Origin of the sequence: Psychrobacter sp. SHUES1, from assembly GCF_001652315.1 — a bacterium.
In the GTDB taxonomy this organism is placed as follows: Bacteria; Pseudomonadota; Gammaproteobacteria; order Pseudomonadales; family Moraxellaceae; genus Psychrobacter; species Psychrobacter faecalis.
Map to the genome: position 1 here is coordinate 1 of NZ_LXWA01000021.1, position 557 is coordinate 557.

General features: G+C 43.1%; 1 protein-coding gene. It reads right to left on the bottom strand.

Annotated features, from left to right (window positions below; all coding sequences use genetic code 11):
• A partial coding sequence (locus tag A7325_RS01545; protein ID WP_068404033.1) for an IS5 family transposase occupies nucleotides 1-557 on the bottom strand: 557 nt, incomplete at both ends.

The window sequence follows — 557 nt, forward strand, 5'->3', positions numbered from 1 at the left end:
ATGCCCCTAAAATGTTTCAACCTAGCAAAAGCGTTTTCTACCAAGTGACGGCAACGATACAAATACCAGTCTAGTGTGTCATTGTTGCTGTTTTTAGAGTTCGACTTAACGGGTATGACTGACTCAGCACAGTGCTTGAAGATACACTCTCTAATATCACTACTATCGTAGCCCCTGTCTGCAATCACCGCTTTAGTCTGGTTATTAATCGTGCTATCTATCAACGTCTTTGCCATCTTAGCGTCATGCACTTGCCCACCTGTCAGCTCAACATGTATAGGGTTACCACAAGCATCGACCACTAAGTGCAGTTTGCTGCTATTACCTGCAACACTTTTACCAATGGCCTCATCAAGATGACTGGCTGCACCTGAACTATGCTGATGAGCTTTGACCACGCTACCGTCTATAAATAACCATTCACTATCATAGTTTGCTGTGATTATTTTCATGAGCTTTTGCCATTTACCGGTTTTACGCCAATAACGGTATTGATGATATATGCGAGACCAATGACCGAAATAAGAAGGTAAGTCTCGCCATGGACAGCCTACTCT